The 22,917-nt window shown below is 70.8% G+C and carries 23 protein-coding genes; 6 read left to right on the forward strand and 17 right to left on the reverse strand.

What is annotated here, in order from left to right; translation table 11 throughout:
- Positions 1 to 44 precede the first annotated feature (44 nt).
- From cydC to O7610_RS27415, 15 genes are all read right to left on the reverse strand, one after another.
- The gene (gene cydC, locus O7610_RS27345; RefSeq protein WP_502959062.1) at positions 45 to 1,838 is read right to left on the reverse strand and encodes a thiol reductant ABC exporter subunit CydC; all 1,794 of its coding nucleotides are present in this window, start codon (positions 1,836 to 1,838) and stop codon (positions 45 to 47) included.
- Positions 1,835 to 3,628 carry a thiol reductant ABC exporter subunit CydD gene (gene cydD / locus O7610_RS27350; RefSeq protein WP_289212171.1) on the reverse strand — a complete coding sequence of 598 codons (1,794 nt, stop codon included), beginning with the start codon at positions 3,626 to 3,628 and terminating at the stop codon, positions 1,835 to 1,837. Before cydD ends, cydC begins: the two co-directional genes overlap by 4 nt.
- On the reverse strand, positions 3,625 to 4,587 hold the full coding sequence (locus tag O7610_RS27355; RefSeq protein WP_281553230.1) for a M56 family metallopeptidase: 963 nt from the start codon (positions 4,585 to 4,587) through the stop codon (positions 3,625 to 3,627). The genes cydD and O7610_RS27355 overlap by 4 nt, the downstream gene beginning before the upstream one ends.
- Positions 4,588 to 4,594: 7 nt before the next feature.
- Complete coding sequence (locus O7610_RS27360) at positions 4,595 to 4,975, reverse strand: BlaI/MecI/CopY family transcriptional regulator (RefSeq protein WP_281553231.1); 381 nt, start codon at positions 4,973 to 4,975, stop codon at positions 4,595 to 4,597.
- A 118-nt stretch (positions 4,976 to 5,093) separates the two neighbouring features.
- On the reverse strand, positions 5,094 to 5,960 hold the full coding sequence (locus O7610_RS27365) for a TylF/MycF family methyltransferase (protein ID WP_289212172.1): 867 nt from the start codon (positions 5,958 to 5,960) through the stop codon (positions 5,094 to 5,096).
- Between the two features lie 106 nt (positions 5,961 to 6,066).
- A complete protein-coding gene (locus O7610_RS27370; protein ID WP_289212173.1) occupies positions 6,067 to 7,524 on the reverse strand; it encodes a hypothetical protein in 1,458 nt (485 codons plus the stop codon).
- Positions 7,521 to 8,480 (reverse strand): glycosyltransferase family 4 protein, encoded by a 960-nt coding sequence (locus O7610_RS27375; protein ID WP_281553234.1) that lies wholly within the window; start codon positions 8,478 to 8,480, stop codon positions 7,521 to 7,523. Before O7610_RS27375 ends, O7610_RS27370 begins: the two co-directional genes overlap by 4 nt.
- Before the next feature lie 263 nt (positions 8,481 to 8,743).
- Entirely contained in the window at positions 8,744 to 9,706 is a 963-nt protein-coding gene (locus O7610_RS27380; RefSeq protein ID WP_281567112.1) for a glycosyltransferase family 2 protein, read from the reverse strand.
- The gene (locus O7610_RS27385; protein ID WP_281553236.1) at positions 9,703 to 10,980 is read right to left on the reverse strand and encodes an O-antigen ligase family protein; all 1,278 of its coding nucleotides are present in this window, start codon (positions 10,978 to 10,980) and stop codon (positions 9,703 to 9,705) included. Before O7610_RS27385 ends, O7610_RS27380 begins: the two co-directional genes overlap by 4 nt.
- Positions 10,977 to 12,134 (reverse strand): glycosyltransferase, encoded by a 1,158-nt coding sequence (locus tag O7610_RS27390; RefSeq protein ID WP_289212174.1) that lies wholly within the window; start codon positions 12,132 to 12,134, stop codon positions 10,977 to 10,979. The genes O7610_RS27385 and O7610_RS27390 overlap by 4 nt, the downstream gene beginning before the upstream one ends.
- A 64-nt stretch (positions 12,135 to 12,198) precedes the next feature.
- A complete protein-coding gene (locus tag O7610_RS27395; RefSeq protein ID WP_289212175.1) occupies positions 12,199 to 13,545 on the reverse strand; it encodes a glycosyltransferase family 2 protein in 1,347 nt (448 codons plus the stop codon).
- Positions 13,542 to 14,384 carry a class I SAM-dependent methyltransferase gene (locus O7610_RS27400; protein ID WP_289212176.1) on the reverse strand — a complete coding sequence of 281 codons (843 nt, stop codon included), beginning with the start codon at positions 14,382 to 14,384 and terminating at the stop codon, positions 13,542 to 13,544. Before O7610_RS27400 ends, O7610_RS27395 begins: the two co-directional genes overlap by 4 nt.
- Before the next feature lie 11 nt (positions 14,385 to 14,395).
- Positions 14,396 to 15,229: a class I SAM-dependent methyltransferase gene (locus O7610_RS27405; protein ID WP_281553240.1), complete on the reverse strand. Its 834-nt coding sequence runs from the start codon at positions 15,227 to 15,229 to the stop codon at positions 14,396 to 14,398.
- A complete protein-coding gene (locus O7610_RS27410) occupies positions 15,226 to 16,830 on the reverse strand; it encodes a lipopolysaccharide biosynthesis protein (RefSeq protein ID WP_289212177.1) in 1,605 nt (534 codons plus the stop codon). Before O7610_RS27410 ends, O7610_RS27405 begins: the two co-directional genes overlap by 4 nt.
- Positions 16,823 to 17,842: a sugar transferase gene (locus tag O7610_RS27415; protein WP_281553242.1), complete on the reverse strand. Its 1,020-nt coding sequence runs from the start codon at positions 17,840 to 17,842 to the stop codon at positions 16,823 to 16,825. The genes O7610_RS27410 and O7610_RS27415 overlap by 8 nt, the downstream gene beginning before the upstream one ends.
- Before the next feature lie 159 nt (positions 17,843 to 18,001).
- Between O7610_RS27415 and O7610_RS27420 the strand changes: the two genes are divergently transcribed.
- Positions 18,002 to 18,754 (forward strand): Type 1 glutamine amidotransferase-like domain-containing protein, encoded by a 753-nt coding sequence (locus O7610_RS27420; protein WP_289212178.1) that lies wholly within the window; start codon positions 18,002 to 18,004, stop codon positions 18,752 to 18,754.
- Positions 18,755 to 18,811: 57 nt separating this feature from the next.
- Here O7610_RS27420 and O7610_RS27425 read toward each other — a convergent pair whose 3' ends face one another.
- On the reverse strand, positions 18,812 to 18,991 hold the full coding sequence (locus tag O7610_RS27425; RefSeq protein ID WP_281553244.1) for a DUF6767 domain-containing protein: 180 nt from the start codon (positions 18,989 to 18,991) through the stop codon (positions 18,812 to 18,814).
- 147 nt (positions 18,992 to 19,138) lie between these two features.
- Here O7610_RS27425 and O7610_RS27430 point away from each other — a divergent pair, with 147 nt between their 5' ends.
- The 5 genes from O7610_RS27430 to O7610_RS27450 all read left to right on the forward strand — a co-directional run bounded on the left by O7610_RS27430 (position 19,139) and on the right by O7610_RS27450 (position 22,245).
- A complete protein-coding gene (locus O7610_RS27430) occupies positions 19,139 to 19,564 on the forward strand; it encodes a hypothetical protein (RefSeq protein WP_281553245.1) in 426 nt (141 codons plus the stop codon).
- On the forward strand, positions 19,561 to 20,148 hold the full coding sequence (locus O7610_RS27435) for a DUF4232 domain-containing protein (RefSeq protein ID WP_281553246.1): 588 nt from the start codon (positions 19,561 to 19,563) through the stop codon (positions 20,146 to 20,148). The genes O7610_RS27430 and O7610_RS27435 overlap by 4 nt, the downstream gene beginning before the upstream one ends.
- 101 nt (positions 20,149 to 20,249) lie before the next feature.
- Positions 20,250 to 20,915, forward strand: a complete 666-nt coding sequence (locus tag O7610_RS27440) for an SRPBCC family protein (RefSeq protein ID WP_281553247.1) — start codon at positions 20,250 to 20,252, stop codon at positions 20,913 to 20,915.
- Positions 20,912 to 21,583, forward strand: a complete 672-nt coding sequence (locus O7610_RS27445; RefSeq protein ID WP_281553248.1) for a DUF4166 domain-containing protein — start codon at positions 20,912 to 20,914, stop codon at positions 21,581 to 21,583. The genes O7610_RS27440 and O7610_RS27445 overlap by 4 nt, the downstream gene beginning before the upstream one ends.
- Complete coding sequence (locus tag O7610_RS27450; protein ID WP_281553249.1) at positions 21,580 to 22,245, forward strand: TetR/AcrR family transcriptional regulator; 666 nt, start codon at positions 21,580 to 21,582, stop codon at positions 22,243 to 22,245. Before O7610_RS27445 ends, O7610_RS27450 begins: the two co-directional genes overlap by 4 nt.
- A 65-nt stretch (positions 22,246 to 22,310) precedes the next feature.
- Here the strand turns inward: O7610_RS27450 and O7610_RS27455 are convergent, their stop codons facing one another.
- Complete coding sequence (locus tag O7610_RS27455; RefSeq protein ID WP_281553250.1) at positions 22,311 to 22,781, reverse strand: hemerythrin domain-containing protein; 471 nt, start codon at positions 22,779 to 22,781, stop codon at positions 22,311 to 22,313.
- Between the last annotated feature and the right edge of the window lie 136 nt (positions 22,782 to 22,917).

Genomic DNA, 22,917 nt, shown 5'->3' on the forward strand with positions numbered 1-22,917 from the left:
TAGTGGGCTGCCCGCCGTGTGGCATGCCCGGACCCCGTCCCGCCTCAGTTGGCTGCCGCCAGGTAACCCTGTTCGGCGGCCCGCTGCATGATCCACTGTTCCTGGTACCAGCCGGGCCGTCCGGTCAGCTCGGCGTGGTCGCCCCGTTGGACGATCCGGCCAGCGTCCAACACCAGGATCTCATCCATCGATTCGAGCCCGGTCAGCCGGTGGGTCACCAGCACCACGCTGCGGCCGTCGGCGGCGGCCAGCGCCGACGCCAGCACCGTGTCCGCCGTCGGCGGGTCGAGCCCTTCGGTGGGTTCGTCGAGGACCAGCACCGATGGGCCGACCAGCAGCGCCCGGGCGAGGGCGAGCCGCTGCCGCTGTCCACCGGAGATCCGGCTGCCGGCCGCCCCTACCAGGGTCTGCCAGCCGTCCGGCTGCTCGCGTACCCAGTCGAACAGGCCGGCCGCAGCCGCCGCAGCGGCGAGCTCGTCGTCGGTCGCCGTGGGCCGGCCCAGCAGCAGGTTGTCGCGAACTGTGGCGTTGAACACGTACGCCTCGGCGAGCAGCCCGCCGACCAGCCGGTGCCGCCCTCCGGCCGGCACGTCGGCCAGGTCCACGTCGTCGACCGTCACCCGGCCGCCGTCCGGTGGCACCGCCCCGGTGAGCACGCCAAGCAGGGTGCTCTTGCCGGCGCCGCTCGGACCGACCACGGCGATCCGGCGATCGGGCGGCAGCGACAGATCGACCCGGTCCAACGCCGGCGACGCGCCGGCCCGGTATCGCACCGTGACGCCGTCGAGCACCAGCGTCGGCCGTCGGCCGTCGGCCGCCGCAGCGCCGACCGGGTCGGCCGCGAACTGTTCCGTCGTACGCGGCTCGGCGTCGGTCTGTCCGGCGTCGGCCTGTCCCGCTTCGGTCAGCAGGTCGGCGACCCGGCGCAGCCCGCCGCGCAGCTGTGCCCACTGCCGGGCGGCGGCGACCAGCGCCAGACTCATCTCGACGGCGGCCAGGGCACCGACCGCGAGGACGCCGACCAGTACCCCGCCGACGTCGTCGCGCAACGCGGTCACCGTCACCGCCGCCACGGTCAGCCCGGCGACGAGCACGCCGACGCCGTCGACCGCCCAGCCGGTCGCCGCCAGCCGCCGCTCCAGCCGGGCGAGTTCCCGGGCCCGCCGGGTGCTCCGGCGCAGGGCGTCGGCGGTGCCGCCGAACGCCGCCAGGTCGGCCGCCCCGTGGATCAGATCGGCGCCGTCCGCCGCGAACTCGCCGCGCAGCGGCGCCACCCGGTCAGCCGTACGCCAGGTGAGCAGCGCCGCGACCGCCGGCAGACCGCCACCGGCGACCGCCAGCCCGGCCGCCAGTGTGAGCGCCGCCGCCGGGCTGACCGTCGCGGCGCCGGCGACCGCGAGCACCGCGACGGTGGCCGCAGCGGTACCGGGCACCAGCACCCGCAGCAGCAGATCCTGCACGGCCTCGACGTCGGAGACCAACCGGCTGAGGGCGTCGCCGGAGCGGTCCTCGGTGGTCGGCCGTCGCGCGGCCAGCGCGGTGAAGATCCGGAACCGTACGTCGGTGACCACCCGTAACGTGGCGTCGTGACCGGCCAACCGTTCCGTGTAGCGCAGCACGCCCCGGCTGATCGCCAGCGCCCGTACGCCGACGATCGCCACGGTGACCGCGTCCAGCGGCGGCCGACCAGCGGCGGTGATCAGCAACCACACGGCGGTGGCCATCAACGCGAGCGCGGCCGCCTCGGTCGCCGCGGCCAGCAGGCCGGCACCGACCAGCCGGCCGAGGTACGGCCGGGCCAGCGACAGCACGGTCCGCTCCGGCCGCACGCCGGTCACGGGGCGGCCGCCGCGAGGTCGCGTCCGGTGATCCGGCCGGCGTCCAGCCGGACGACCCGCTCGACGCCGTCGAGCAGCGCCGGCCGGTGCGCCACGATCAACGCGGTCCGACCGGTGACCAGCTGCCGTGACCCGGCCAGGACCGCCGCCTCCGAGGCGCCATCCAGCCGGGCGGTCGGCTCGTCGAGCAGGACCACCGGCGCGTCCCGGAGGAAGGCGCGGGCCAACGCGACACGTTGGCGCTGCCCGCTGGACAGCCCGTGGCCCCGTTCGCCGAGCCGGGTGGCCAGCCCGTCGGGCAGCGCCGCCACCACATCGGTGAGCGCGGCGGCGCGTACCGCCGCCGACAGCTCGTCCGGGTCGGCGTCCGGCGCGCCCAGCGCGATGTTGTCGGCGAGCGAGGCGGCGAACAGGTGCGCGTGTTGGGGCACCCAGGCGAGCCGTAGCCGCCACTGCTCGATGTCGAGTTCGGCGAGGTCGACCCCGTCGACGGTGATCCGGCCGGCGGTCGGCGTGACGAAGCCGAGCAGCAGATGCAGCAGGGTGCTCTTGCCGGCTCCGCTGGGACCGATCACGGCGATCCGTTCGCCGGCCCGGATCGTCAGGTCGACGTCCCGCAGCGCTGTGGTCCGGGGGTAGGCCACGGTGACCGACTCGAACCTGATCTCCGCCGGCGGCGACCCGACGACCGCCGGTGTCGCTCGGCCCGCCCACCTGCCCGCGCCGTCGGCGGCGTCGCGGGCCGGATCGCCGTCGGCGTCGCGGGCCGGATCTATGCCGCTGACGTCGCGCGCCGGATCGTCCTCGCCGATCAGCGTGAGCGCCTCGTCGAGCACGGTGAGACCCTCCATGCTGGCGTGGAACCGGCTGCCTGCGGTGCGCAGCGGCAGGTACGCCTCCGGGGTGAGCAGCAGCACCAGCAACGCGGTGGACAGCGCCATTCCACCGGTGAGCAGCCGCAGTCCGATCGGCACCGCGACCAGCGCCACCGCCAAGGTGGCTACCAGCTCCAGAACCAGCCCGGAGAGGAAGGCGATGCGCAGCGTACCCATGGTGGCGACCCGGTGCCGGTCGGCCATCCGGCGTACCACCTCGGCCTGCGCCCGCTGCCGGCCGAAGGCCCGCAGCGTCGCCAACCCCGCCACCATGTCCAGGAAGTGGCCGCCGAGCTGGGCCAACCGCCGCCACTGCCGTTCGGTCGCGGCCTGCGCGTGCCAGCCCAGCAGCGCGCCGAAGACCGGGATCAGCGGCAGGGTGACCGCGACGATCAACGCGGAGCTCCAGTCGGCGAACGCCAGCCGGGCGAGCACCGCCACCGGCACGGTCACGCTCAGCACCAGCTGCGGCAGGTAGCCGGTGAAGTAGCCGTCGAGCGCGTCGACGCCCCGACCGGTCAGGGTGGCGAGCTGGCCGGCGCGCTGACCGGACAACCAGGCGGGGCCACGTCGGTGGATCGCGGCCAGCAGGTCCGCCCGCAACTGCGCCTTGACCACGGCTGCGGCGTCGGCGGCGAGGTAACCCTGCGCCCAGAGCAGCGCGGCGCGGCCGGTGACCGCCAGGACGAAACCGCCGAGCGCGGCACGGTCCAGCTCGCCACCGGCGGCCGCGGCCAGCACCAGTGCCAGCGTGGTGGCCTGGGCGATGATCAGGCCGGCGGCGACCCCACCGAGTACGCCGAGCAGGGCGAGCCGTACCCGCACCGCCGGCACCTGGCGCACCAGCCGGGGATCGAACGGCCGGCGGCGACCGGCCCGGTCGGCCGGTGCGGTGGCGGTGCCGGCGGTGCTCACCAGCTGAGGTACAGCGACGCGGGCAGCAGGAGCAGCGCGGCGGCGACCACACTCGCGGCCGCCGGCCGCAGCCGGGGTGCCGGACCGGCGAGCAGCAGCCGCTGCACCCGGGCGTCGAGCTCCAGGTCGGCGGCGCCGAGCGCACCGGCCGGGGTGATCCGGCTACCGGCGCTGGCGAACCGACGCAGCGCGGTGGCGAGCGGCTCGTCGGCGTGCTGACGCCGGGCCTTGTCGTCGGCGCGCATCTCGACCAGCAGGGCGACCGCGTCGTGCGCCGCCCGCAGCCAACGCACCCGGGGCAGCGCCCGGCACAGCGCGGTGAACGGCAGCAGTACCAGGTCGTGCCGTTCGTCGGCGTGCGCCCGCTCGTGGCTGAGCACGGCGGCGAGCTCGCCGGGGCCGAGCAGGTCGAGCGTGCCGGCGCTGACCACCACGGTCGGCCGAACCCCGGGCAGGCAGTAGGCGGCCGCCCCCGGGTGGTCGAGCACCAGTGCGCCCGGTGCGGCCGGATCGGCGCGGCCGACCAGTGCGAGCAGGTCCCGGTGCCGGCGCTGGACCCGTACGGCGGCGAGCAGGCTGCGTACGGTGGATCCGAGCAGGACGGTGGCGATCGCGGCGGCGAGGCCGACCAGCGCCAGCCGGACCGGCCCCAGCCCGGCCGGGAAGCCGCCCGCCGGCCAGCCGTGTCCGGTGGCCAGGCTGGTCACCCCGGCGGCGAGGTCGCCGACGAACAGGCCGGTGGCGCGGCCCGGCCCGGTGCCGTACGGGGCGAGCCCGACCGCCAGCGGAACGCCGATCGCGGCCAGCCCGACCGCCAGACCGAGCGCCTGCCAGCAGAGGATCGCCACCCGAGGGCTGCGCCAGGTCCAGCCGGGGCCGAACCAGACCGAGCGGGTCAACGCCTGGGCGGTCAGATAGCAGGCGAGGATCACCGCGGCGAAGTGCGCGCCGTAGGCCATGGCAGCGTCAACTCCGCCGGTCCGCCGCCTGCGCCTGGTCGGTGAGCGCGGCCCGGAGCACTTCGGCTTCGGTGCCGGTGACCGATCTGGCGAATCGGACCAGGGCCGCGTCCCGGCTGCCGGCCAGGTCCAGCGCGTCGAGCATCAACTGGGCGATGTACGCCTCACGGCTGGCCGCCGGCTGGTAGTGCCACGCCCGGCCGGCGCGCTCCCGACTGACCATGCCCTTGCCGGCCAGCCGGTCCAGCACCGTCATCACCGTCGTGTACGCCAGGTCGCGGTCCTGCAGGGTTTCGGCGACGTCGCGGACGGTGACCGGACCGGCTGCCGGGTCGCGGTCCCACAGCACGTCCATCACCGCGCGTTCGAGGTCACCCAGTCGCGTCACCTCGCGATCCTATCGCCCGTAGTAGACGTGCGGACCGCGATACCTGGCTGCCTCGGCTCGCCGGCCTTTCCGGTCGGTACCGGTTGGTATCGGCGTCGGAGCACCCGACGGGTGAGTTCTAGGCCGGTTTGCGCCAGTACCGGCACGTCCAGTCGACCTGGTGGAGCTGGTCGTCGATGCCATGAGCGCGCCGGAAGTCGTCGACCGCCTGACGACAGCCGCGTACGGCGTGATAGTCATCGACGATGACGTAGCCGCCGGCGGAGAGCTTCGGATACAGCGAGTCGAGCGCCACCATCGTCGAGTCGTACAGGTCTCCGTCGAGTCGCATGACAGCGACCCGGTCGACGTCGGCCGTCGGCAACGTCTCCTCGAACCATCCCGGCAGGAACCGGACCTGGTCGTCAAGCAGGCCGTACCGGCGGAAATTCGCCTGGACCCGGTCCAGCGGCACTGCGAGGAACGGCTCTTTCCAGAGGGCGTCCTCTACATCCTCGAGTCGATCGGGATCCGGTCGGGGCAGCCCTCGAAATGAGTCGGCTACCCAGACCACGCGATCGGTTTCCCCGTACGCCTTGAGTAGCGCGCGCATGAAGATGCAGGCGCCACCGCGCCACACCCCGGTCTCGATCAGGTCTCCAGGAACCTGGTTCCTGATCACCTCAGTCACACATCGTTCAAGGTTGTCGAGTCGCCGTAGGCCGATCATCGTCTCGGCTTCGGGGGGCCAGTCGCGGCCGTTCGCGCGTTCGTCCGCGTCGAACGGGAATCGCACCACGATGTCCATGTCTCGCCGGTTGAGTAGCCGCTGACCCTGACGGAGCAGGGTGCTGCGCAATGAATTGCGGCGCGGGTGGTAACGGATCCATGATTCGCCGAAGGCGTACCTTGTCAGGGCGCGCTTCATGAGGTCCAGGTACAAGGCGCGTGGGTCGCCGGCGGCGGTGACGGTGGGTTCCGGGTCTAGGGCCGGAATGACGCTCATCTGAACTCCTTCTGAGAAGTGGTTTCATCAATCAAGATTGGCCGTACAGACGCCGGTGGCCATCATCTGCTGAAACACGTTACTACTGACCGGCATCGAATGGCCGCTATTCGGCGCGAATCGCTGATTGTGTAGCGCCGGTCAGTGCTGCGGACTGCGTCGCTCGAGGAGCCGTTGCCGTCGGCGTGGCGGCAGCGGCCGGAGTCTCGGCGCCAGCCGGCGGATCCGTCCGCCGGTGCCGGCCGCCGTCGGAGCCCGGGGCCGCGATTCGGTCGGGGCGACCGGACAACCGGTGGGACAGCATGGCCGCGCCGTCAACGACGACGACACCGACGAACGGCACACCAAGATGCCGCATCAGCATCGAGGCCTGCCTGGCGTCGGCCGCGTCGGTGTCACCTCGCCGGACCACCAGCACGACGGCGTCGACCCTTCTGGCGAGCGTGGCCGCCGTGGTTCCGGTCAGGACCGGCGGCGCGTGCACCACCAGGTCGTCGTCCTTGCGACCGATGGTCTCGTCGAGCTGCCCGCCGATCGACCACTGGCCCGCCAGGTCCGCACCGACGACGGTGGGAACAGGCCCGGTCGCCGGCTGGCGGCCGAAGGTGCGTTCCATGAAGCTCAGGAGGATGCGGTCGGCAACCGGCTGCGGGTCACCTTGGTCGGCGGTCTGAGCTTCGACGAGAGTCACGTCGTCGCGGCCGCCGGCGATCCGAAGGGCCAGCAGGGCGGCCACCATGGCCTTCCCGTCGTCGTGTCGGGCGCTGGTGACCAAGATCCGCCGGCCCGGCAGCGAATCGACGAAGACGCTGAGGCCTGCGACCAGGGCGTCCGCTGCCACGGTAGCCGCACCGTGTCGCAGCATCCGGACATGTCGCGGCACGAAGCGTCGCGGCAGTTGCGGGAAGACCGCCAGCACCGGTAGACCCAGCTGGGCGTCCACGGCCTGAACATCGCGCAGCCGGTTGTCGAATCGATTGCGGGCGGTCGCCAGGCCGAGGCCGACGAGCAGGCCAGCTATCGCACCCAGCGCGCTGTTCAGCGTGGGTTTCGGTAGGACCGGCCGGGCCGGCGCAGTGGCCCGGTCCAGTACCCGCGCATCGACCTGAACCTGCTCCGCGAGCGCGAAGTCAGCGAGCCGCCCGATCACCGCCGCCGCGGCTTCGTTTGCGATCCCGGCCGCCCGGTCGGCCGACCGGGCGGCCGCCGCCACGGTGACAATCTGCATGCCGGGCTCGAACTGTCCGGTCACCTGCCCGACGACCTCGTCCGCCGGCAACCGCAAACTGTCGGCGGCTCTGGTCGCGACCTCGCGCGTCTCGGCCATCCGGGCGATCGTCGGCGCCAGGCTCTGCGCGAGAGTGATCGACGCTGTCTCCTGGCCGGCAACCTCCCCGTCGGCCTTCGCGCTGATCAGCAGCGAAGCCGACGCCTGATAGGTGGGCGGGGTCCACTGGGTGACCAACTGCGCGGCGAGCAGCCCGAGGCACAGTCCGAAGGCCGGAAGCCCGGCGAGCCGGGCGACGGCACGGACTGTCGACCGGCCACGGGACCATCGGGTCATGGGTTCGCCTCCAACTGCTGCGCTGCGGTGGTACGCGGCGTACGTTGCGGTTCCCTGCGGTGTCGGGGCAGGCTCGTCGCCGAGCGCCGGTCCCCGGCGTCGCGAAGCCCGTTCCACACATCGCACATCGCGTCGGCGATGCTCTCCCAGCTGAACAGCCGGTTGACTCGGGCCAGTCCGTTGGCGGACAGCCTGGCTGCGAGCTCCGGATCGTCCCGGAGTCGGGAGAGACAATTGGCAAGACCGACCCAGTCGCCAGCGGTGAAGGTCAGGCCGGCATCGCCGATCACGTGTGGTATCTCGCCGACGTCGCTGCCGACCACCGGTGTGCCACAGGCCATCGCCTCGACAAGTACCCGGCCGAACTGTTCGCGTAGCGGTATGCCCACCCACGGCAGGACGTTGCGCTGCACGACCTCGATGGAGGGCAGCGCCAGGGCATCCATCCGATTGAGGTGGCCGGGCAGGTCATGGTGATCTGCCCAGGAATGCAGCACGATTCGCCCTGGTCGGTTCTCGATCGCCTGCTCGACCAGGTGCCGGAGGGCTCCTGCGCCGATGAACGCCACGTCACAGTCGACCGACTCGGCCGCGCGCAGCAGATCGGCGATACCCTTGTGGTGTTCGAGCCGACCGACGAAACCAACGGTGAAGCGGCGGTTCACGTCCCCGGCCGGTTCTGGCCGAAACAGTTCCGGGTCGACGCCCAGCGGCACGACCGAAGCGCTGCCGGAGTATCCCTTGACTCGAAGGACGTAGAGCGCCGCCGGGGTGATCGGGAACATGTGATCGACCTGACGGTAGGAGTAGCGCTCGATGGTGGGAAAGGGTGCCGGGAACCTGATAACGATGTTCTGCGCGGCGTAGAGCGAGACCGGTACACCCGGCCAGCGTCGCCGGCAGGAACGGATCACTTGCCAGGTCGACAGGTAGGCGGCCTCACCGATGATGTGCACGACATCCGGAGGATGCTCCACAAATCGGCTAACGTCAGTCCGGAAGAGGACCGATGCCATGTGCCCGGTCCGGCCTTCCCCTAACAGGTGGGGAACGACGTGGTACCGGAACCTGGGGGATCTGCGGGACACCAGGTCGAGTTCGGTCCGGGTCAGCTTGGAAACATCGGCCGCGACAACCGTGACCGTGACGTCAGGGCGATTCGCCAGGGCGGCGAATAATTCGATCCAGTGTTCCGTCCGTGCGCCGACGACGGTGACCATCACGTGCACTTTTTCCTCCACGAAGTCTCCGGCCGGCTGGACAACGCGATCCGTGAAATCTCTGACCAGGCTCGAGCGCGGGCCGCTCCGGTTCGAGGTTGGATGGGCAACCGCATCCCGGCGATACCAATACCGAGCATCGCGCGCAGCAGCACCACGGCACGGAGAGCCGCGAGCGTCGCAGGTCGGTGGAGCGCGAAGAAGCGCAGCATGCTCCGGTACAGGTGCGGCCAGGTGCGGGCGGGGTCGGCACTGCTGCTGCCGCCGCCCACATGCATCGCCTCTGCGGACGGCAGGTACAGGACTGCGACGTCGTTGCGCCATGCCTGGAGGCACAGCTCCTCGTCCTCGTAGTAGAGGAAGTAACCCTCGTCGAGGCCGCCGACTCGCCGCAGCAAGTGGACGCGCACGGCCATGCACGCGCCGGAGATCCAGTCGACGGAGACCGGGCCGCCCGTGCCCCAGCACGCGTCGTACGCCGCCCGGCGGGTTCGCCCGGACACGAACCGGCGTAGCTGCACCGGTAGCAGATTGCCGCCGAACCGGGACGCAACGACCGTGGCCAACGATTCGAACGGGTGCGCACTAATGGCTATCTGTCCGTCCGGGCGGCGAATGCGCGGCCCTACGATTCCGGCCCGAGGGTGGTCACGCAAGGCAGTGAGGAGGGCGTCCACCGTAGCGGAAGGGCAGATGCAGTCCGGGTTCACCAGCAGTACGACATCAGTCCGGACGGTCGTGACCGCCTGATTGACGGCAGTCGCGAACCCGACGTTGACGATGTTCGCCTGCAGTGTCACCTCGGGAAACTCTGATCGTACGATCGCTACTGTGGAGTCGCTGGATGAATTGTCCACCACGATGACCGGCAGTCGGCTTCTCGCCAGTTCCGTCAGGGTGGCGCGAATATGATCTTGCGAGTTGTGCGTCACGATCACCGCGGTCGCGTTTGACTCGGTCATGTCCTCACCTCCTCGGGGACGGTCGGCTGGGGTGAATCGGCGGAGCCCGTGGTCATTGTCAGAGCTGGCAACAGGCCGAGTTCCCAGTGGCCCGCCGTCGGTCCGGCGAATGCTGCTCCGACAAGAAACCCACAGGTGAGCGCGGCGAACCCGAACGCTATGCCGTTACCGTACAGAAATCCGTTCCGTATTGTGCGGTAAAGTGGCCATAGCACGACGATGAGGCCGAGGATTCCGATGTTCGCCAGGACGGTCACGTAGAAGGCGTGGTAGACCGGGCCGACATCATCTCGAGCGAAGTCTGGTAGGTAGATGTTTCGCACCGACTGCCCCAGCCCACCACCGGTGAAAGGGCGCTCCGCGAAGACGTTCATCCCGACAGCGGACTCGGGGCCCCGGTAGCCCGACGACTCCTGCAGTTCAAGGGCCACCACGTCGACGTGGTTGGCAAGGTTCGACCCCAGGGCCAGGAACGCGACACCTGCGACGGCGACGGCGACCGTCGCCGCCATGCCACGACGTAGGGTGCGTCCGCCCCAGACCAGCATCACCGCGAGAGCGACTGCTGCGGCCAACCACAGCGCCCGGTACATCGACATGGCGACATCGGCGAGGAGTAACCCGGCGAGCAAGGCGAAGCCGGCCCGGCTCCAACCTTCGGCGAGCCCGGCCAGGACGATCAGCGGTGGTACGGCGAGTAGCGCGATCAGGCCACCGGTCTGGTTCGCTGTGGCCAGCGCAGTCAGTGTGAGTGCCACGGTCGGCACCAGGTACAGAATGGCGGCTGCGCGCAGCCGTCTCAGGTCGCCCAGCGTCTGGGCCGCGATCCAGAAGTAGACCGGAATGACCGCGATCTGGTAGGCACCGACCAGGACGTCCCGGGGTGGGTTGCCGAGCGAGAGGCCGTACACCGCCGCCAGCAGCACCAACAGCGTGAGACCCAGCATCGGCAGGTCCGCAGTCGTACGCCGGATCTTCTCCACTCGGATCAGCACCCGGATCAGTAGTGCGAGCCCTCCGGCACCGAGTGCGGCCGCGTGCATCGCGACGATCGTGGCGACGTCGCCGCCACCGACGGTTGCGCCGGCGATCGTGCCGCCGATGATGGCGACTGGGAGCACCGCCCACGGCCAGAGTACGAACGCCGCACAGCAGACAGCCGAAGCTGCCAGGACGGTACCGAGGAGGCCAGGCGAGACGGCCAGTGCTCCGACGACGGTCGCGGCGAACACCATCGGCAGCGGCGCGGTCCACAAGCTGTACGCCGGTCTCATCGTGGCGGCCCGGCCAGATCTGTGAGCAGGGCACGCAACTGGGCACCCCGTACCGCCCAGCTGTTGTCGACCGCGACGGACCGGCGTAGTGACACCTCGGCCGGACCGTTCGCCGTCTGCAACGCCTCTTCGACCGCAGCGCCGAACTGCTGCGGCCCCGCCGCCAGCCGGATCGGAGCGCCGATGCCACGCAGCGCTGGTAGCGGTGTGGCGACGACGGGTTTGCCTGTCGCGAGATACTCGTAGCACTTCTTGGGATGCACGTAGTCGATCAGCCCGCCGACCCGGTAGGGGATGATCGTCACGTCACAGCCGCGCAGGATCGCGGGGACGTCCGTGAAGGGAACCGGACCGGTGAGGACGATGTTGGGCAGCCTCGCGAGCGGAGTCCGGCCGCTCCGGGTCGTCGGACCGGCGAGTACGAAGGTCCACTCTGGGTGCTCCGTTGCCAGCTGTGCCACCAGGTCGGCGTCGAACGCCCGAGTGTCGACCGCACCGACGTAGCCCAGCACCGGACGGGGCAGCCGGGCCAGCCACGAGGAGACCGGCCCGGCTGGATGGAACCTGTCCGGGTCACAGCCGTTCGGCAGTACCACCACCGACCGCTGCCCGGTGGGTAGCCGCGTGGGCAGCGCCGACGACGAGGCCAACACCACATCGGCGGCGGCCAGCGCACTGCGCAGTGCCCGCCGTAGGTGCCATCGGTTCCACCGCCGGGTGAACGTCCAGTCCAGATCCGTCGCGTCGTAGACGACAGCTAGCTCTCCCAAGCGCCCGGCGACCGTCGCGGCCAGGTCCTCGTCGATCCACAGCAACCGGTGACCCGGCCGGTCGTCCAACCATCGACGGATGAGTGACGCGCCGCATCGGCGGTTGACCAGGTTGGCCGGGGGCAGCTGTCGGCCGAGGGGTAGAAGGACGGGCACCTCGGCGCGCCACAGGTTGTGCTCGACCGGGGTGACCGACATCCGCCAACTCGGTAGCTGGCCAGGGGGATCCACGTAGAGCACCCGCCGGTCTACCGCGATCTGACGGGCCAACGCGTGCTGGCGGTGGGCTCCGCCGCGCCATGGCGTAGCGCTGAACATCACCACCCACCCGCTGCCGACGTCGGTGGGGCGTCGTGACACATCGGTGTCGCCGGTACGGTGCATCCGCGGTCGTGGCGTGGCGGTGGACCGGGATGACCGGGACGACGAGCGGACCGGGTGACCAGGCCTAGACATGAGCTGGTTCCGCCACCACCGGACGGGACGACGACGAGACACTGCGTACCTCATCCTCGCCGAGGTATCCGATCACCGCGGTCGCGCGATCGTCGGTCAGGTACAGCACCCGGGCGCCGGCCTGCCGGTCCAGCCAGCGGCGTAGCCGGCCGGCGCCGACACGCAGATTGAGCCGATCGATCCAACGGACGTACCTGCCGAACGGCAGCGCCGACGGAAGGTCTGCGGACCAGACGGACTGGTCCTGCGTCTGAACCGTCAACCGCCAGCGTGCCCGTGCGGCGGGCTCCGCGTGCAGCAGCAGGACCCGCTTGTCCCCCAACCGGCTCGCCTCCGTCACCAGGGCTGCGGTCGCCGTGCCTGACGGAGGGGAGCCGGCAGCTGCCCCGGACCGCCCCGAGTCGACGATCACCCACCAGTCCCGGATGTCACCATCAGGCAGCGGGCCGACGTCGCCGCCTAGCGCCGCTCGTAGATCGCTAAGCCCCAGCGGCACGGGCCGGCCAAAGAGCCGTTTCACACCGTGATCGACGAGCGCCACCGCGCGGAAGATGGCCAGCTTGTATCGCGGTTCGGTCAGGGACAGGTAGCCGACCAGGCTGCCGAGTAGATGGCGCTGGCGGATGGTCGGTCCGAGCCGGCGGCACGAGGCGCCTCTACTGTGTGTCACCACCGCGTGTGGGATCATCCACAACTGGCGGCCGGCGTCGCGCAACGTTCGGGCGAGCACGGCGTCGTTCCAGTAGATCGGAAACCGTTCGTCGAAGATGTGATCCGTCGGCAGCACCTGCCTCCTCAGCAGCATGCAGCTGCCGGAGGCCAGCAACCGGGGTCGGCTGAAGTCCTCTCCGCGCATCTGAAATCTGTGCAGTGCCTGCCGGAAGACCGGGAGCTTGCGTAGCGCGGTGACCAGAGCGATCGTGGCAGTGAAAGTCGGCAGATTGACATAGTGCTGCTGGAAGGTCCCGTCCGGGTTCAGGTACAGCGGACTGACCCCGGCAGCCTCGGGATGCTGTCGCAGATGCTCGATCATTGTGCTCAACGCGCCCGGGTGAAACCGGACATCGCTGTTGAGCAGCAGGATAAGCGCGCCTCGGGCCTGCCGGTAGGCCTGGTTGACGGCGGCGGCGAACCCGACGTTGTGCTCGTTGCGCAGCAGCCGTACCTGGGGATGGTTGTCCAGTAGCTCGGCCGACCCGTCACACGAGCCGTTGTCGACGGCGACGATCTCGAAACGTAGGTCCCCGTGGATCCCGGTGGGCAGCGACTCGAGGCATGCCCGCGTCTCATCCCGGGTGTTCCAGCTGACCAGCAGGATCGACAGGTCCACGCTGCTCATCGGTCCTCCCTGCGCGCGAAGACCCGCAGCAGGTCGCCGAGGGTCGGGTGACTGACTTGCAGCGATCGACAGGCCGCGAAGTCGGCGACCACCAGGTTGCGGGCCTGCCGCAGGCGAGCCGGAGCCCGCCAGTAGAAGCGGGAGAAGACCGTGTCCTGACCGACCACCCGGAAGCCGGACTCGGCCAGCAGCCGGGCGAGCGAGTGCGGCGTGAAGTGCCAACGGTGGTAGTCGGGGGCGATCGCCGGCCACGCGCTACCGAGCCTGCGCGCGGCCGCCGAAGCGATGTTGGGCACCTCCAACGCCAGCCAGCCGTCCGGTCGCAGCGCAGCCCGGGCCGCCGCCAGGAACCGCCGCGGATCGGTCACGTGTTCGAGTACGTGAAAGGCGCAGACCGCATCGACCGGGGCGCCTGGCCGATGATCCTCGAACCGGTCCGTGCGTACCGGCACACCCAGTTGCTCCCGGGCGAAGCTGGCAGCCGCCTCCGACACCTCGACCCCACGGGCGTCGATGCCGGCGTCGCGGGCGGCCCGCAGGAAGTAACCACCAGCCGACCCCGCCTCCAGCAGGGTCGCCGGGCGAACCCGTGACCGCAGCCAGCGGAGTCGCCGGGCGGACTCGTAACGTCGTTGTCCGGCGGACGTGAAGTAGTCCTGGTATCCGTCGGTCTCGTAGTAGGCGCGGTCGTACAACTGCTCGGGTGGCGGCAGGTCGCTGGCCGTCCAGACGAACTGGCAGGTGTCGCAGCGCCGGAGCAGCCCGTCCGTGACGGGTCGACCGCCCGAGCCGTCGCCGCACAGCAGGCAGCCGGTGGCGACCTTCTCCGCAGATCTCATCGATTCTCCTGTCACTCGCCGTCCGTCGCTTTCGCCACCAGACGGACCAGGTCGCCCTGTCGTGGATGGACCAGCCGCAGCGAGCGGGTCGCCGACCAGTCCGATGGCAGCAGCCGGTGGGCGTGCCGTAGCTGATACCGGAGCGGCATGTAGTAGCGGAACACCGTGGTGTCCTGCCGGAGCACCCGGAACCCGGCCATCGTCACCAGATGCGCCAGCGAGCCGGGGGTGAAGTGCCAACGGTGGTACTCGGGCTGCAACCCGGGCCATTGCTCGCCGAGCAGCCGGGCCGCCGCCGAGGCGATGTTGGGAACCTCGAGCACCAATGCGCCCCTGGGACGCAGCGCCGCCCGTGCAGCACGCAGGAACTGCCAGGGATCCGTGACGTGTTCGAGTACGTGGAAGGCACAGACCGCGTCGACTCGGTCGGGTAGCGTCGCGGATTCGAAGCTGCCCTGCTGAACTGGCAGATTGAGGCGGTCGCGGGCGTAACGGGTCGCCGCCGGGGAGACCTCGACGCCGTACACGTCGATACCGCACCTGCGGGCAGCTTCCAGGAAGAACCCGCCAGCTGGTCCGACCTCTAGCAGGGACTGCGGCCGGACCGTGGAGCGCAGCCAGCGCAACCGCCGGCTGGCTTCGAACCGGCGCGGACCCGGCAGGAAGTAGTCCTCGTAGCCGCCGCCTTCGAAGTACGTGTCGTCGTAGAGGTCCGGTGTCGGATCGGCTGCGCCGACCGTCCAGGCGAAGCCGCAGGCCAGACATTGCCGCAGCCGTCCTCCGAGGATGGTTTTGTCGGTCGGTCCCGGACCGCAGACCAGGCAGTAGGCGCGACGGGGGCTCATCGGCTGCCAACTTCGTCGGTCAACGGCGCTCCGGTGCGAACGGCAATCTCCGCATCGACACATGGATGCACCTGGGCCGCCGCGCGGTCCGCCGGACCTGGTGCGCGACCGGCGATCGTGGGCCGGATCAACCGAACGCCGGCCACCAGGAGCGCCGAGACCAGTATCGTGATTCCGGTTCTGCAGCAGACCGCGAGCGCAGCGCCCAGCCGTCCGTCGCCGTCCGGCAGGTGCGGCGACACGAGGCCGCCGACGGCCGCCGCGACGGCGGTGGCGGTGGCCGTCCAGCCGAGGATTCGTAGTATCGGCGTCAGCGGCCGAGCCGTGCTGCGGTGGAAGTGCCACAGAAAATAGCCCGACGAGAGCAGGATCGCGGCCGCGGTGGCGAGCGGTACGCCGACCGGGCCGTACAACCAGATGAGGGGGACCGTCGCACCAAGGTTGAGCAGGACCGACAGCATGACGTACCGCGTCTCGAGGCCCGGGCGTCCCTCTGCCCGGGCCACGATCGTCGCCGCGCCGAGCACCAGGTTGACCGCGTACGCGGGAGCCAGTACCGCGAGGTTCGTCGCCGCCCAGGGCACCTGGGCGCCGATCCAGAGTCGGACCAGCGGGTCGGCGGCCACCACGACGGCAGCGGTGCACGGTGCCAGAAAGACGGCGAGACGCCACGTCGTGCGCAGGTAGAACCGGTTGAGCCAGCCAGGGTTGGCCGCGCCCGCGACAGCGACCGGAAAGAGCGCGAGGAGCGCGAACCCCGGGGGGAGTCGGAGCAGGTTCAGCAGCCGGGCACCCAGGTCGAAGTGCCCTGCGGTGGCCGGGGTGAAGAAGCCACTCAGTACGAACCGATCGAGCTCCGTGTTGACCACACCCGAGGCGCTCGTGGCCTGCACCCGGAGGCCGTAGCCGCGGACGACGCGCAGATCCTCGCGGCGGATGTCGGGAACCCGCGGGGTGTAGCCCGGGCAGTACCGGTGGGCGGTCAGGATAGTCAGTCCGGTCCGCAGGCCGCTGGCCAGGGCGGTGACGGCGGCCAGGCCTACCAGCCCACCGCCGATTCGCAACATACCGACCGTCAGCACACCGCCCACCAGCGCGGCTCCGGCACCGATCCAGGCCGCCGCGCCGTGTCGCTGGGTGCCCTCCAGAACCGCGCGCCATGGCAGTTCGACGCCGCCGAGGAACAGTGACAACAGCAACCACAACATCGCTCGGCGTGCCTCACCGGCGAGCTCACTCAGCTGCAACAACCGAGCGACCCAGGGCCAGGAAACGGTCAGTAGGGCCGTTGCCAGTACGGTGAGGCACACCGCCCAGACCAGCCCGAGGGCCAGCGTCGCATGTAGTCGCCGGGACGACGAGTCGCCGTCGTCCCGCGCGACTTCACGTACCATCGCTGAGCCGAGGCCCAGGTCGATGATGGCCAGGACGGCGACGACTGCGCAGAGCAACACCCAGACACCGAACTCCTGGCTGCCGAGGTGCCGATACACCAGGGGCAGCGTCACCAGCCCGACTGCGGTGACGATCAGTCGACCGCCCAGCAGACTGGCGGTGTTGCGGGCCACCCGGTGGCCGGTCCGGGTCGACAGGCTAACCACGGGGGAATCCCCGGCAGAGTTCCACGATGGTGAGCAGGAGCAGACCCAGGTCCAGCCGCAGTGACCGGCAGTGCAGGTACAGCAGGTCACACCGAAGTTTGTCCTCAGCCGTCGCTGCATAACCGCCGGTCAGCTGCGCGATGCCGGTCAGCCCTGGTCGGATGAGGTGACGCAGGTGGTAGTGCTGGAGCCGGCACAGCTCACCGACGAACTCGGGCCGTTCGGGCCGCGGCCCCACCAAACTCATCTCCCCCCGGAGGACGTTCCACAACTGCGGGAGCTCGTCGAGGCGGGTACGCCGGAGCAATCGGCCGAGTCTGGTGATCCGCTCGTCGTCGGCAGCGGCCAACGTCGGCCCTGTGGCGGACTCGGCGTCGACGTGCATCGTTCGGAATTTGACCAGTCGGAAGAGCCGACCACCGGCACCTACTCTGGTCTGCACGTACAGTGGTGGGCCGGTCACGGCCACCGCCAGCCCGACGAGTAGCAGCAGGGGGATGAGCAGGGGCGCCGCGAGCAAGATCAAGGCGAGGTCGAGTCCTCTTTTCGCCCACCTGTCTGCGGTCGTCAATGGACCGGAACGCAGTTGGAACCAGGGCAGCCCGCCGTACCTCCGCAGGCGGGCCGGCCGGAGGAGTCCGTACACCGGGCGGGCGAGCACGAGGATCGGCACCCGGTGGGCGCGACAGGCGGCGATCAGCCGTGCATCGGCGGCGTCGAGGGATTGCTTCAGCAGCAGCAGCTTTGGCTGGTATTGAGCGAGTACGGCTGGCAGTGCCTCCAGGTCTACCGGTCCGCGCAGGCGGAGCGCGACGTCGAACTCCTCGTCGAGCCGGTCCGCCGGGCTCTCGGGCCCATCGTTCTCTAGGACCAGGACCCTTCCGCCCCGGCTCCCGTCCGGGCTGCTGGAGTGCCGACGGCCAGCTCCACCGTTCGGCATCCGGGGTGCGACCCGCCGATCGGCGCCAGGCAGGACGGAAGCCGGCGCCGACGCGTCCGCGTGACTCGGCATGCGTGTACTCCAAACCAGGTCTTGGCCGTTAACCCCGCAAATCGGATGTAAGCACTATATATCTTGCTCAGCCGCCTACAGGTAACATATAGCTTGAAAACGTGTAATAGATCTTGAGCCATTCGTTGAAGGCGGCGCTGGTTCCTGCATGATGGGCAGGTGCCCCCAGGTCGTCGCCAGATCTTCGCCGTCTCCGGCATCCTGCACCCGGCGCCGGGTGAACCGGCTCCGCGCCGCAGCGCACTGCTCGACCACGCGATCTCGTTGACCGGCGTGCCGGTGGCGAAGGTCTGCCTGGTGCCAACCGCCACCGGTGACCAGCCAGACGTGATCGAGTCCTTTTACGCGGCGGTCGGCGACGCCAAGCAGGTGATCCCGTCCCACCTGCAGCTGTTTCCTCGGCCGAACGTCGACGACGTCGGGGCGTTCCTGCGCGAGCAGCAGCTGATCTGGGTGACGGGCGGCAGCGTGGTGAATCTGCTCGCTGTGTGGCGGGCGCACCGGGTCGACGCCATCCTTCGCGAGTGCTGGGCGGCCGGTGTGGTGCTGGGCGGGGGCAGCGCCGGCAGCATCTGCTGGCACACCAGCGGGGTGACCGACTCGTTCTCCGAGCGGCTCGACCCGGTCACCGACGCGTTGGGGTTGTTGCCGTACAGCAACGGCGTGCATCACGACCTGGCGGACCAGCCGCGTCGGAGGCGGTACCTGGAGTGCGTCGCGTCAGGCGACCTGCCGGCCGGGCACGCCACTGACGACGGAGTCGGCCTGCACTACGTCGGTACCGAACTGGTCGAGGCGGTCAGCAGCCTGCCCGGCGCCGGGGCGTACCGGGTAGAGCCGGGCGAACGGCACGGGACAGTGGTGGAACGGTCGATCCCGACCCGGCTGATCGGTGCCGCCCGGCGGACGTGAGCCGGGACCGGCGGGATGCTCGACGCCGTTGGCGTCAACCCGCTAAGCCATGATCAATCATGCCGTGACCCGGCGGTTCGCATGCAGCCCGGCACGGAGTTCGTCGTCGCTCATCACCAGGTAGACGAGGCCGCAGTCGGCCGGACCGGTGGCACCGGGCAGGCACAGCGTGCAGGGCTCGCCCGGCCGGATCGGGCATTTCGCCTCGGGGCGTCGGTGGTGCACTCGCGCGGTCATACCCTCACGGTCCCGGGTCGACGCGGCCGGCGGCAGGGCCGGACGGCACCCGGCGAGCCGGACCTCAGGCCTGGGACGGGGCGCCACGGTAGGTGCCCGGCCGTACTACTGTGCCGACGGCGGCGCGCGGCGGAAGAGATGGGTGGCATGGGATTCGGGGCGAACTGGTCGCTGCGCGACCACGACGGCGTGCTGCTGGCTGATCTGGCCGTGACCGACGGCGACTTCCCCTGGTTGTACGCCACCTTCCGGCCGACCGAGTCGTTCGCGCCGCTGCGGCCGATCTTCGACGCGGAGCTGCGGGCGATGCGGGTGGTCGAGGACGGTCCGGACGACGGCGCCTGGGAGCGGGCGTACCAGCAGGTTCGGGCCGCGGTCGTGCTGATCGACCCGGACGGGGCGGCGGTGCCGGAGTTCCTGCTGCACGTCGAGGGCGACGAGGCCTGGTGGCGGTGGAGCGACGAACCGTTCGACGAGGACGACGAGGACGGACCGTTCGACGAGGACGAGAAGGACGGCGGCAGCGACGGCGGCGGCGAGCCTGTCTCCGGGAACCAGACGGGCGACCGGTGATCCGCCGACGGGCCGGTGCGCTGCTGCTGGCGGCGGTGCTGCTCGCCGGCTGTGCCGGTCAGCTGCCGCAACCGGGTCCGCAGCCACCGGACAACGATGTGGCACCCGTTCCCACGCCGACGCCGGTGCCGTCGGCGGACCCGTCACCTGACTGCCCGGACTCCGGAGCGCTGCTCAGTCTGGGTGCGGTGGACGCCGCGATGGGTCTGCGGGCGATGCCGATTCGGCTGGTCAAGGGTGCCGAGGAACCGGTGCACGTCGACGGCTTCCCGGAGCTCACGGTCCTCGACGGGCAACTGCAGCCACTGGCGGTCGAGGTGATCGAGGGTGCCGAGGTGATCGCCCGGGTCGACACCGTGGCCGGCAGCCCTGTTCCGGTCACGGTGCAGCCGGGCGAGCGGGCCGGCGCGGTCCTGGTCTGGCGCAACACCGTGGACGATGTACGGGTGCCGCCGACGCACGGCAGCTTCCTGGCCGTGGCGCCGGCTGCGGGCGTACCGGCGCAGGTGCTGGAGCCCGACGGCGGCCTCGACATCGGCACCACCGGCCGGGTCGCGGTCAGTCCGTGGGCCCCGGTCGACTGATCGCCGCCTGCAGGTCAGCGCGGCCACCGATCATTTGAGCGACTGCTCAAACTCGTGCTAACCTCTCAGTTGAGCGTTCGCTCAAACCAGGGAGGTCTGGCGTGCTGTACATCGAGACGCTGATCCAGGCCCCGGTTGACCAGGTGTGGCGGTACACCCAGGACCCGGCCCGGCACGCCCGGTGGGACCTGCGCTTCACCCGGATCGAGCCGTACGGGTCGCAGGGACGGTTCCGGTACGCCACCCGGCTGCTGCCCGGCCTGACCGTCGCCGGCACCGGACAGTCCACCGGCGAGCGCCGCCGACCCGACGGCTCCGCTGCCTCCGCGTTGCGGTTCACCTGCGACCACAAGCTGTCGCTGATCCGAGCCGGCCACGGCTTCTGGCGCTACCAGCCGACCCTCAACGGCGTCCGGTTCTGGACCGGCTACGACTACACGCCCGGGTGGGGTCGCCTCGGCCCGCTCGCCGACCGGGCCTTCCGCCCTGCCTTCGGCTGGGCTACCGCGTGGTCGTTCGACCGGCTGCGACTGTGGCTGGAGCAGGGCGTACCGCCGGAGCGCAGCCGCGACCGGGCACTCGCCGAGGTCACCGCCCGGCTCATCCTGGTGGTCGCCGCCGTCGCGCTCGATCACCGGCTCGCGCTGGTGGCCGTACCGCTGGTCGCGCTCGCGCCGCCGCTGCCGACCACCCCGGCGGCCCGACGGTGCCGGCCGCGCCGCTACCGGCGGGCCGCCACCCGTGTGACCCGGGCAGTGCCCCGGTGACCTCGATCTTCCGACAGGCGCTCGGTGCCGACTTCGACCGGCTGCACCCGCGACTGCGGCAACGCTTCGGGATCAGCAGTCAGGAGCGGACGAGCTGCGTCGGCACCGGGGTGATGGACCGGATCTGGCACGGCCCGGCGGTCACCGTGCCGTTGCTGCGCCTCGGCGCGACCCGCCACATCCTCTTTCCCGAGCAGGGCGCCGACGTCCCGTTCAGCATCGGCAACTACGCGTACCGGGACAGCTTCGGCCGGGAGACGGTCACCTTCGTCCGCACCTTCGACGTCGCCGCGCACCGTCGCCGTCGGTTCGACGCGACGATGGTCTACAGCCCGGCCCGGTCGGCCATCGTGGACTATCTCGGCACCCATCAGCACTACGCGGTGCTGCTGAGCCTCGCCGTCGACCGGCGCGGCGGGCTGGTGGTCCGTACCGGCGAGCAGCGCTACGCCGGCCGGCGTTTTCCCCACGCCCTGTCCGGCTGCGCCGAGGTCCACGAGTGGTGGGACGGCTCCGACGGGTGTTTCCGGATCGAGGTACGGGTGACCAACCGCTTCCTCGGCCCGGTGTTCGGGTACCGGGGCCGGTTCACGGCACAGTACGTGGACACGGGGACGGCCCCGGTACCCGCTGCGGTGCGCCCGCTGCGGGAGAATGCTCGGGTATGAACAGTGCCCCCACCTCCACCAGGCAACGGTTGATGGACGGGGCGGTGCAGGCGATCCGCAGGTACGGCATCGCCGGAGTGTCCGCCCGTACCGTCGCCGGCTGCGCCGGAGTCAACCAGGCGCTGGTCTTCTACCACTTCGGCACCCTTGACGACCTGCTCGTCGCGGCCTGCCAGACGGCCACCGCCGAGCGGGTGGCCGACTACCGGGACCGGTTCGCCGCCGTACGGTCCCTCGGCGAGCTGCTCGACCTGGGCCGTGAACTGCACGAACAGGAACGCGAGGCCGGCAACGTCGCGGTGCTGGCCCAGGTGTTGGCGGGTGCGCAGACCGACGAGCGGCTCGCTCCGGCTGCGGCGGCCGCGCTGCGGCTGTGGACCGACGAGATCGAACTGGTGCTCCGCCGGGTGCTGGCCGGATCGCCGTTGGCCGGGTTGGCGGACCCGCCTGGCCTGGCCCGCGCCGTCGCCGCCGGGTTCATCGGCCTGGAGCTGTACGAAGGGGTCGACCGGCCCGGCGCCGACGACGTGTTGGCCGCGTTGGAACAGTTGGCGGTGCTGGTCGACGTCGTCGACGACCTGGGGCCGGTCGCCCGCCGGGCATTGCAGGGCAGGCTCGCCCGCCGCAGCCGGGGTCGGGCCACGCCGGGCAGCCGGAGCTGACGCGCGGTGGGATCCGGCGGACGGGCGGGCCGGAGCTGACGCGCGGCGGCGCCCGGCCGGCCGGGTCACAGCGGCCCCAGCACGCTGCCCGGGTCCGCGTCCAGCGTCAGCGTCTCCAGCACCGTCAGCAGTTGGCGTTCCTCGTACCTGAAGTGGGACTCCATGATCGCGGCCAGGCCGTCCAGGTGCCGGTCCAGCTCGGCGGGCGGCGCGGCCCGCGCCACGGCGGCCTGTAGCCCGCTCAGCAAATACGCGATCATCGAGTGGTCCTGCCGCAGGTTGCGCAGCGTGTCCTGCAGCTCGGGATGCTGCGCGGCGATGGCCGGGAACAGTCGATCGTCCTCGCCCTCGTGGTGGGCGGTCAGGGCGGCGCAGAACCCGTGACAGAACAGCAGCAGATCCCGGGTCGCCGACTCCGCCGGCCGGCCGGCGGCCAACGCCTCCCGGGTAACGGTCAGCGCCTCCCGGAGCCGGTTGTGTACGCCGCGCAGTTCGCGGCTCCAGGCCACCAGCCTGGCTTCGTCGCCCTCACCCACGGGTGAAGGGCGAAGGAACGACGGTCGTCAACGTCGTGCTCCCTCCGGTCCGGCGCCTCCATGCCTGACACGGACTGCCACCGGCACGCGACGCTGCGGCGAGGTTACCAGATGTGGCCCCGGACCGACCGGACCG

The sequence above is a fragment of the Solwaraspora sp. WMMA2065 genome (assembly GCF_030345075.1).
Classification (GTDB): domain Bacteria; phylum Actinomycetota; class Actinomycetes; order Mycobacteriales; family Micromonosporaceae; genus Micromonospora_E.